This window comes from Vibrio variabilis (assembly GCF_003263785.1).
Classification (GTDB): Bacteria; Pseudomonadota; Gammaproteobacteria; order Enterobacterales; family Vibrionaceae; genus Vibrio; species Vibrio variabilis.
In genome coordinates this window covers 59,803-69,356 of sequence record NZ_JYJK01000144.1, presented here as the reverse complement: position 1 = coordinate 69,356, position 9,554 = coordinate 59,803, and the positions used below count along the sequence as shown (strand labels likewise).

General features: G+C 47.1%; 6 protein-coding genes and 1 pseudogene. All 7 read right to left on the bottom strand.

Features of this window, described 5'->3' with window-relative positions; all coding sequences use genetic code 11:
- A partial coding sequence (locus TZ48_RS23795; protein ID WP_162674711.1) for a tandem-95 repeat protein occupies positions 1-886 on the bottom strand: 886 nt, incomplete at its 3' end.
- A 3-nt stretch (positions 887-889) separates the two neighbouring features.
- Positions 890-964, bottom strand: a pseudogene (locus TZ48_RS26560) (Ig-like domain-containing protein); the annotation flags it as partial.
- Positions 965-981: 17 nt separating this feature from the next.
- Positions 982-5,613 (bottom strand): beta strand repeat-containing protein, encoded by a 4,632-nt coding sequence (locus TZ48_RS23790; RefSeq protein ID WP_112481183.1) that lies wholly within the window; start codon positions 5,611-5,613, stop codon positions 982-984.
- Between the two features lie 74 nt (positions 5,614-5,687).
- Positions 5,688-6,227, bottom strand: coding sequence for a phage tail protein (locus tag TZ48_RS23785; protein ID WP_239671054.1), 540 nt, complete (start codon positions 6,225-6,227; stop codon positions 5,688-5,690).
- Positions 6,228-6,308: 81 nt separating this feature from the next.
- Complete coding sequence (locus TZ48_RS23780; RefSeq protein ID WP_239671053.1) at positions 6,309-6,911, bottom strand: hypothetical protein; 603 nt, start codon at positions 6,909-6,911, stop codon at positions 6,309-6,311.
- Between the two features lie 29 nt (positions 6,912-6,940).
- The gene (locus TZ48_RS23775; protein ID WP_112481179.1) at positions 6,941-7,300 is read right to left on the bottom strand and encodes a formyl transferase; all 360 of its coding nucleotides are present in this window, start codon (positions 7,298-7,300) and stop codon (positions 6,941-6,943) included.
- Positions 7,297-8,583: an SAM-dependent methyltransferase gene (locus TZ48_RS23770; protein ID WP_162674710.1), complete on the bottom strand. Its 1,287-nt coding sequence runs from the start codon at positions 8,581-8,583 to the stop codon at positions 7,297-7,299. The genes TZ48_RS23775 and TZ48_RS23770 overlap by 4 nt, the downstream gene beginning before the upstream one ends.
- Between the last annotated feature and the right edge of the window lie 971 nt (positions 8,584-9,554).

The window sequence follows — 9,554 nt, the reverse complement described above, 5'->3', positions numbered from 1 at the left end:
TCGACGCCACCGTGATACTCGGCTCATCGTTCACGCTTGAGACCGTGACGGTGATGGTTTTATCCACCGTGTAACCGCTGCCATCGGTCAAGGTAATGGTGAAACTGTCACTGCCGTTGTAGTTGGCGGTTGGCGTGTAGATGATATCCGTGCCGTTGATGGCTATCTCACCATGACTTGGCGCGGATTTCTCCGTTGCGGTCACTGTATCGCCATCCACATCGCTGTAGCTGAAGCTGAGCGTCTGGTTGTTGTCTTCATCGGTGGTAAGCGTCGACGCCACCGTGATGCTCGGCTCATCGTTCACGCTTGAGACCGTCACGGTGATCGTTTTATCCACCGTGTAGCCGCTGCCATCGGTCAAGGTAATGGTGAAGCTGTCATTACCGTTGTAATTGGCGGTTGGCGTGTAGACGATATCCGTGCCATTAATGGCTATCTCACCATGACTCGGCGCAGATTTCTCCGTTGCCGTGACCGTATCGCCATCGACATCGCTAAAGTTAAAGCTCAACGTTTGGTTGTTGTCTTCGTCTGTGGTCAAGGTCGAGGCGATCGTAATGCTCGGCTCATCATTCACGCTGGAGACCGTCACAGTGATGGTTTTATCCACCGTATAGCCGCTGCCATCGGTCAAGGTAATGGTGAAACTGTCATTACCGTTGTAATTGGCGGTTGGCGTGTAGATGATGTCCGTGCCGTTAATCGCGATCTCACCATGACTTGGTGCGGATTTCTCGGTTGCCGTGACCGTATCGCCGTCGACATCGCTGTAGCTGAAGCTGAGCGTTTGGTTATTGTCTTCATCGGTGGTGAGGGTCGACGCCACCGTGATGGTCGGCTCATCGTTCACACTGGAGACCGTGACATTGATGGTTTTATCCACCGTGTAGCCGCTGCCATCGGTCAGGGTAATGGTGAAGCTGTCGTTACCGTTGTAGTTGGCGGTTGGCGTGTAGACGATGTCCGTGCCGTTAATGACTATCGCACCATGCTTGGTGCAGATTTCTCCGTTGCAGTGACCGTATCGCCATCGACATCGCTGTAACTGAAGCTGAGCGTTTGGTTGTTGTCTTCATCGGTAGTGAGAGTCGACGCTACCGTGATGCTCGGTTCATCGTTCACGCCTATCACTGAGACTTTGGATACAATACTCAATTCTGCTGGAGCGAAGATCTCCGACCCAAGATCGCCATTATCAAATAGCAGCGCAAAAGTAATTTCCCTTAGTGCAGACTGCAACGCGTCGGAGTCACTTCTATATGTCATCGCATTAATGGCTGACATATAGTCGTCTACTGACGCTTGCTTCTCAAAGAATACAGCAAGTTCACCCTCTTCCTCAAAAACAAAATAGTTAAACTCATTTACTGTCGTGCTGCCTGAAGTATTGTCCACTAAGGCAACATCGTGAGAATCAAACACGATAAACTCGTTGTCACCAATATTTGTACTATCAATACTAAGCGCAAACGCCAGTATGAATTGCCCATCTTCCACGGTGCTTAATTCGGTCACCTCAAACAGTGTGACTGGCGAGCCGTTTTCCGTAAACGTTGGAGTTAGGCCTGCAATGGTAATTGTCGGCACATCATTGACACCAGATACACTAACGGTAGAAGTTAAAGATAGTGTATCGTTCAGGTTGTCGTTACCACCTGTGTTATCACCACTGTCCGTTGCTGAAATTAGCTTAATTTCACGATCGCCCTCGGTAGGATCTTGGCCTGTGTGAATGTAGCCAATGTAATTGAGTAATTGCTGCGCTAACTGAGCAGTACCTGTAACGTTAGATAACACTACCGTTGCCACATTGCCTGACACTGATACCGAATAATCAATAAGGTTTGTCGGAGTCGTCCCAGATGTACCTTGAACTAACGTAATTTCTGTGGCATCGACAACCAAAGCCTCTTCGCTGCCATCTTGTACGCCACTGATTGTGAAAGTCGCTCCGGTAATAGTCTGCGAACTCTCCACGGTGTTAACCGAAGCAGAAGAATACACATAGCTCACTGCTGCTCCCTCGGTATAGGTTGGGTTCAACCCATTTGCGCTAACGATTGGCTCATCATCCACTCCATTAACCGAGACCGTTGAAGCTATAGTTGTATTCGCAACCGTATTGACTGAACCCGTTTCACTAATGCTGGTAATGGTGACAACACGGTTGCTTGCCGTTGTTGGGTCATCACTACTATTGCTATAGCTTATCGCGTCGATAACTGACTGCATCTGAGTCTCTGTTAATGCACCGCCAGTGAGTGTTATTGTCGCTGTAGTGCCAGCAACAGACACATAGTAGTTAAAGCTTGATGTACTGCCGGACTGCCCAGTCGTCAAAATGATGGATGACCCATCGATATTGAGCGTTTCATTGGCCGCGTCCGCCACATTGGTGACGGTAATCACTAAACCCGCTAACGTTTGGCTCGCCTCGACAGTGCTGACTGCAGCACTAGAGAAAAGGGTGACTGCCGAACTTCCCTCAACAAAGGTTGGTGAGCTGCCGGTAGCCGCTAATGTCGGTGCATCGTTAACACCCGTGATTGAAGCCGTAACTTGAACGCTGCTGCTATTTTCAACGCCATCATTGAACACAAAGCTAAGCCCTACCGAGCCACTTGGGTCATCACTAGAGTTTTGATAAGTAATGGCCTGCAAAACCGAGTTGACCACAGCCGTCGTCGCATTGCTGTTGAATGTCAGCGTCAAGGTTCCCGCACTATTTGTGGTTACGGTACCGACAACGACGTTGTTATAAGTAAGATCGCCAGATTCAATCAAATTACTCAATAATCCACTATTACCAAACACATCGTTATTATCTGCACCGCCTGAACGGGAAATCGTCAGGCTCGCACCATCATAATTACCTTGACCACTATTAAGCGCATCTAGCTCCACATCAGAAACCGTGACATTGCTATCGATAACAACAGCACTCCCACCCTCAGAAAAGACTGGCGATGAGTCCAGCCCATTAACAACGGCGGGTGAGTTTTGAGAAATGACCACACTTGCGGTTTTTGACGAGCCAATAACCGCTGAGCCAGATGAAACAGAGCTAATAGTAAGTTCAACACTTTCGTTATTATCGTCAATGGCATCAGGCTGAGCGGTTAGCGTAAAGGAAGCCGAAGATGCTCCAACACCAATGGTTAAATTGCTGCCAGAAAGCCCATTCAATAAATAGTCATCCGTTTCAGTGCCAGTGCCGGCTTTGCCTAATGCGACCGTGATGGCTTCTGTTGCAACAAATGGGGTTCCATTGCCATCAACAAGGGACAGCGTGAATGTAACTTGACCGCCATTCTCTTTTACACTGGATTCTCCAACGGTCAATGTTAACTCAGGGCGAGTCGTGAAGTTGTACGTGGTGTTATCACTGATACCGGCAAATGAGTTGCCTGCCAGATCTTCCAGAGTAGAAGATCCGATTTGAATCGCATACTGAGTACCCGCAAGTAAACTACTTGCTGGATTAAGCGTTACTTGATCACTCGATAAGGTGAGATCTCCACTCAGGTCTCCTGTGCCCGAGGTCGCATCGTCCTTCGAGTAGGTTTCGTAGGTGGCCGAATTGGTGACGTCCACTAGCGTTATGACTCCACCATCTTTAAGACGCACCGCTTCGCTAAAATCTAGAACAAGGTTATCGCTAGCAGTGACGCCGGCACTATTATCAGGCGGGACGGAACTCGAGCCACTAAAGGTTGGCGCGGTTTTATCAAGGAGCAACGTCAGTGAGCTATCCGTTGCTTGGTTTCCAGCAGCATCGGTTGCCGTTATGGTAACCGCTATTGATGTACCCTCTAGCATATTACCATTAAGATCCAGCGCCGAGGTGGTGACGCTATAGGTATCACTGCCGGTATTGCTCATTGCCACCGATGAGCCAAAGTCACTGTCTAGTACTGAGATATTGGTGTTAACCGTGAGTCCTGACTCTCCTAATCCCGCCGTTATCGTAATAGTCTCACCCGCTTTGTAGGTGTTGTCGCCACTATTGTCGTCTACCGATGAAAAGGTTGGTGCGGTGTTATCAACCGTATAGGTTTCGACACTGCCTGTTGGCGTCACGCTTGAGAGACCATTGCCACCAGCATCGACTAAATTATTGCTAGAGGAGGAAATAGCAAGGGAAACCACATTGTTCACCGAAGCCAAATCTCCGCCCGAAACCGTCACATCCACGCTGGAACCAGAGCTTGCCGATGGCGAAATAGTGACTCCCTTAGCGCCCGTAACTGCAAAGTCACTTCCATCAATACTGGAGAGACTTTCTGAAAAGGTGACTGTCCAAACTAAAGAGTCAGAATTGGTGTATTCCGCACTAGGCGACTTACGTACTATCGATGTGACCGTGGGTACTATGGTATCTGTCGTGTGTGTCGCACCGCTAGTAAAGGCGGCGGGATTGGTATTGCTCTCATCAACAATAGTGTTGTCGGCATCGAGATCCAATCTCACCGCACCCGAGACACCAGAAACACTAACCGTAACCGTTACTGAGCTCCCTGAGGAAGCAGACACAGACGCAACACTGACACCAGCGTTGGTCGAACCATCGAGTTTAGCGGTAAAGTCTGTCGTCGCAATATTGCTGACCTCATCACCAAACGTCACCAAATAGTCGATGGAAGTGGCGTTGGCTGCAGGTGAGCCCGATACAGTAATTCCACTGACATTGGGAGAGGAATCTGTGGTGGTAAGATCGAGTTTAGAGGCCGACACCTGAACATTAGGGGTAGACTCATCGTCTTCAGCAACCACGTACACATCATAGTCCGTACCATCACTTAGCACGGAAATAACCGAACTATTTGATAGGCTATCTCCAATGGCAAAGCTACCAGATGCGATGGCATCTGCGCCACTGGCATCTTTTCCGGTTTTAACTTGACTTGCACTCGGGGCAGAGGAGGAATTCGCCACCACGACATAATACGCTGTCCCTTTTTCATCAAGCGACACCGATAGCGTTGCACCCGTCGTGGTAACCGTATTCAGAGTTGGAGTACTGTTTTGAAAAATTGGCGCATCAGCATCAGGAGCGACTGCTGCGCTAAAATCTATTTTTGTTATTGCGATCCCATGTGTCGATGATGAACCGCTATAGCTCACTGTGAAGTCTGTGATTGAATCCCAGTCAAAAGGCGACATGGTTTCAAATTGATTAGGTACATTGTTGGCAAATATATCGAGTGCCGTTCCTTGACTTGGGGTGAAGATATAACGCCCAGTGCTTATGTCAGACTCTTCGACAATTAGAAAGCTAGTAATTTTTACCGCCGAGCTAAATGAGAGTGTCCATGTCTCGCTGTTACTTGGGTAATTCTTTGCTATTACAGCGTTAGAGGCCACCGGTGGGAAACCAGTATAATCAGCAACTCGTAGGGTGTTAAACTGGTTATCACCACCTGAACGCGTCACAGTCAACGTAACACCGTCTACAGTGGTCGTTAATTCAGATGTCTTATCTCCGATGACATTTCCATCTTCAAAATCAAATACCCCTGCAACAGCTGCACTTTGCATACAAAACGTTAGTAGAAGCCATACCGGAATGACTAATAGGCTCATTTTGTTAACGCCACGTCCAATGAACATCCTTACCTTCCCTGATTTTTCGAACTCAATTACAGCTTTTTAAACAACACCCAGAGCCTATTGTTCTGGCCACTTTAGCTACGACTTGGATAAATGCCATCAACAACCACTTGCCAATTCACCACTAGAAATGGAGGGCGGTTTTCATGTCGTTGATTACTTCCTGTCTCTCCAACTGATACATCTCCACCGGACACGGTACTTGAGCTAGATACCTCCAATCCCTCAATTTGAACCAGTTGGTTAAACGCCCCTTTAGTGCCAAATATGGTTGCCCCTCCACCGGCTATGTATTGACCCGAACTTGGAGAGTCGCTGTTGGCTCCTGCATTGACAACATCAATGTAACCCTCAGAAGTAGTCGTAACACTCAGATTAGAAACCGATGCAGCATGCGTGTGACTTGGGAGCTGTGAATTGATCAAACCAACGGTCTCAAATCCTCCTATCTGTCCAATAATGTAGTTACTTAGGCCAGGAGCTCGCCCCATTGAAATCGGCGAGCGTCCACGTAGATCTGGCAGTCCAAATGAGGTACGCCCATCCCTCCGTAAAATGTCCCAAATAGAGAGAATAAAGCTGTATTCGAATTGACAGTGATTATCTGCCCCCACACACATCCCAACTACGAATGGTAAAATTTCCTCCAAAAGGTGCCATAGTGCCCAAAATTGGGCCATTTGATGCTGCCATGCTTAATCTCCTTGTCTAACTGGTTGGTTAGGTGTGACTTGCTGCTGAATGTCTCTCGGCATGCTCTCCAACTGCATCCCAGATGTGATCCCAAATAGCACCGAGAATCGATAACCGCTCAACACACCAATCGCCGTATTTATCGCTTCAAACGCGACGGCTGCATCTTTAGATTGAACAATCAGCCCCTTACTTTCAGACACTTGGGTAATGGTGCCAGGCCTCACGCCATTAATATGCTCATCTTTAGACAGTGCGCTCGCTTGCAACAAAGAGTAGGTATCCTGCTTGCACCGAAACAAAGCACCACCATGGATTGGATTTCCAGCTCGAGCCATATTAACCACCTGAACACTCACGTCTCGCTGCCAATCAATCATCAGATCTTGCTCTGACACACGTCTTGCCTGCCAACTCGGAGCTGAACTTTGGGGCGTCCATATCACTGAACCTTGTTGAAGGCTCTGAATGAACTGTTCAATCAGCATGGGCGCTTGTTGGGCGACTTTGTGGCTCACTGACATTGCGGTCTCAAATGGGTGTATAGGAATAGGAAGCTGCACTGCGATATCGCCAGCATCCAAGACGGAGGTGACTTTATGCAATGTAAAATTGAGGCTTGCTTCGCCATTTCTTAATTGCCAATAGATAGGGTTCGCCCCCGGTATTGCGGTAATGTGCCAGGGTGAAGATTAAACATCTGCTCTGAGAAATAATTCACCACAGCGTCGGATAATTTTCGATTGAAGTAGAAGGCAACCCCTATATTCGCCTGACTCTCATCAAGTCCAAGGAACAATTGTGATTCCTGGGCAGAGTCATAACTCAGCAGAGGGATGTTCATTTGCTTTGCTAGTTGAATCAATTGTGCCGTTTCTGGTGAATACTGATTCTCTGTGACCACGATACAAGCGAGCCGATTCTGATTGAATAAATTTTGCAGCAGCGGTACCGCCAGCATACTATCCGTAAAAAGCGCCAATTTGCATCTCATGAATCTGGCTCCATTGCTAACATGGTAAACCCAGGCAACCCCGTTAGCTGATAATAGAATTTTACTGAATCCCCACCTTCTACAACGACATAATGGTCTTGAAGGCTCTTAGGTTTCAGATCGAAATAGAAATCCAGATCAGTTTTGGGATGTGTTATGCCAGAATCATATTCCCCAAGATCATGATCACCGTAGACCTTTAGCTGAGTATGAATAGTCAGAACTCTCTGACTCATATCCTCGACATCCTTAGGCAAGCTTATTAACTGCCCCTCTACGACTTCAATACCTGATGGCAGTTGTATGGACTCTTGTCTTAGCAGAGTCGACTTGTTGACTCGGAAAATTTCACCTAGAGGCACTCTATCCTGGTGAGCTTGTGAACAGGCAAAGTCAGAATGCGCAAAATCAGCATCTAGCCACTGTTTCTGAAACTCCGTTTCCCCTACCACCATGCTGGCATGAAAAACCAATTCTTGCGGTATAACACAGCCATCAAGGTTCAGATAGTTAACCAAGTGTCTAGCAATACTAAAATGACCTTCCTTTGAAAACCCATGTTGCATCGCCTCGACTAAAATGAGGTCATAACCGTGCTCAGGCTCAAACCTTGTCGCGTCAGCCTCTTCAATAAGTTCAATGTAATTGGCGACTTCAAGATCTGATACCAACTGGTTGATAGCGTGTATTGCTCCAGGCTGAATATCGACCAGAGTTACCTTTATCTGCTCTGATTCATATTTGGCCTGACTTTTGTAATAACGAAGTAAAGGCAGCAACAAAGGCGCGAACGGCCCGCAGGCTGGATAAAGTATACGAACGGTACTTCTGTTTTTCACTTTTTCTGCGATAGCTTTATCGATACCACGTACAAAGCTTTGCACTCGATACACATCTTTTATTGTATGAGTGCAAGTAAGCGGAGACATAATGAAACCGGTTGGACTAATATAGTCGTGGGTTAACACAGCTTCATCGATCTTGGCCTCGGCCATAGACATAAGCGCATGTTTGTACATCCCTTCAAACGCTTTCACAAGCACACAATGCTCAACAGGTTTTACATCAAGCACCATACTCATCGCTTCAGAAAAGCTAGAGCACAACTTTGTTCTCCTGCCGCTATCTGACAGTGTCTGCTGTGAAAGAGCCTTAAGCTGTTCGCGGATGGAATGCATCAACAGTGCCTGTGCATTCGGATCAGAAAACGCGTTTAAATCCACGTTACCAGTCTGCCTTTGAGCCCTGTCATTCGAAGATTTTCCGTCTAATTCTAGTTCCAATGCCCTACTCCCAGTTCTATCCATACGAGTCCAAGCCCGTCAATAGCTCACGGTCATGAGATTGTTCAACACGTTCAGCACATGTGGTACCACGTGCGTCAGCCATTCATTGCCCAAACAGTCGAGCCCGCCCATCTCATGGCTGAGCCCCATATCACGATGTGGCGAAATCAAGGTTTGTGTATCAATTGGAACAGAAGATTTCGCACACAGATTCGTTTGAGCAACCATTACTAAACTAAATGTATAACACTGCACCAAACTGATTAAACCATTGGTAAATGCAACTAATTGCTATTAAACCTTACGTATTAGATTTATAGGCGTTATAAAAAAAGTTGCAACCAACTCGTAACGCTTCTTGTTAGGTAGTGAGAGCTATAAGATGAGCAAAATCGGCGATTAACATTCTATAACTATTGTGCGGTTATAGACGTCAAAGCATGATTAGCCTTAAGTGAGGGGAAGAAGCGTCTGTTCGCTTCACAGTCAAAAGAAGGAAAAACATCAATCAGAATGGCAGGCTGTAAAATTGCGAATTTTGCGAACAAGGTCACATTGAAGCTTGATATCTGATTGTCTCCAAGCGCCCAATTTCACCTGACTGACATGTAACGGGAAAGCAAACATCCTACCGCCCTATGAAAGCGATAATTGCAAATCGGCCATCACTAAACTCACCGCTTTCACTAACGACTTCAATAACGCCACGAAACATCTGCGAACGAAGCGCAAGCGGTGTGTTATCACCTATTGATGTCACTTGACTCATTGGCACACAGTAGCCACGTCTCAAACTCGTGAAATGATGGCTGATATTCACAAACATAGCTCAGGGCTTGGTGATAACTAACATTAAAATTCTCTAGTAACGCGATATCCTTCAGTATCTCACGCTCAATAAACGCCCACCCATGACGGCCTTCGCGTATGAGTCTCGCTCTATGCCAAAAGCGCTTTATACCCGGCAC

Excerpts from the sequence above, each read along its gene's own strand:
- TZ48_RS23790 (WP_112481183.1), bottom strand. The coding sequence starts at position 5,613 with ATGTTCATTGGACGTGGCGTTAACAAAATGAGCCTATTAGTCATTCCG.
- TZ48_RS23775 (WP_112481179.1), bottom strand. The coding sequence starts at position 7,300 with ATGAGATGCAAATTGGCGCTTTTTACGGATAGTATGCTGGCGGTACCG.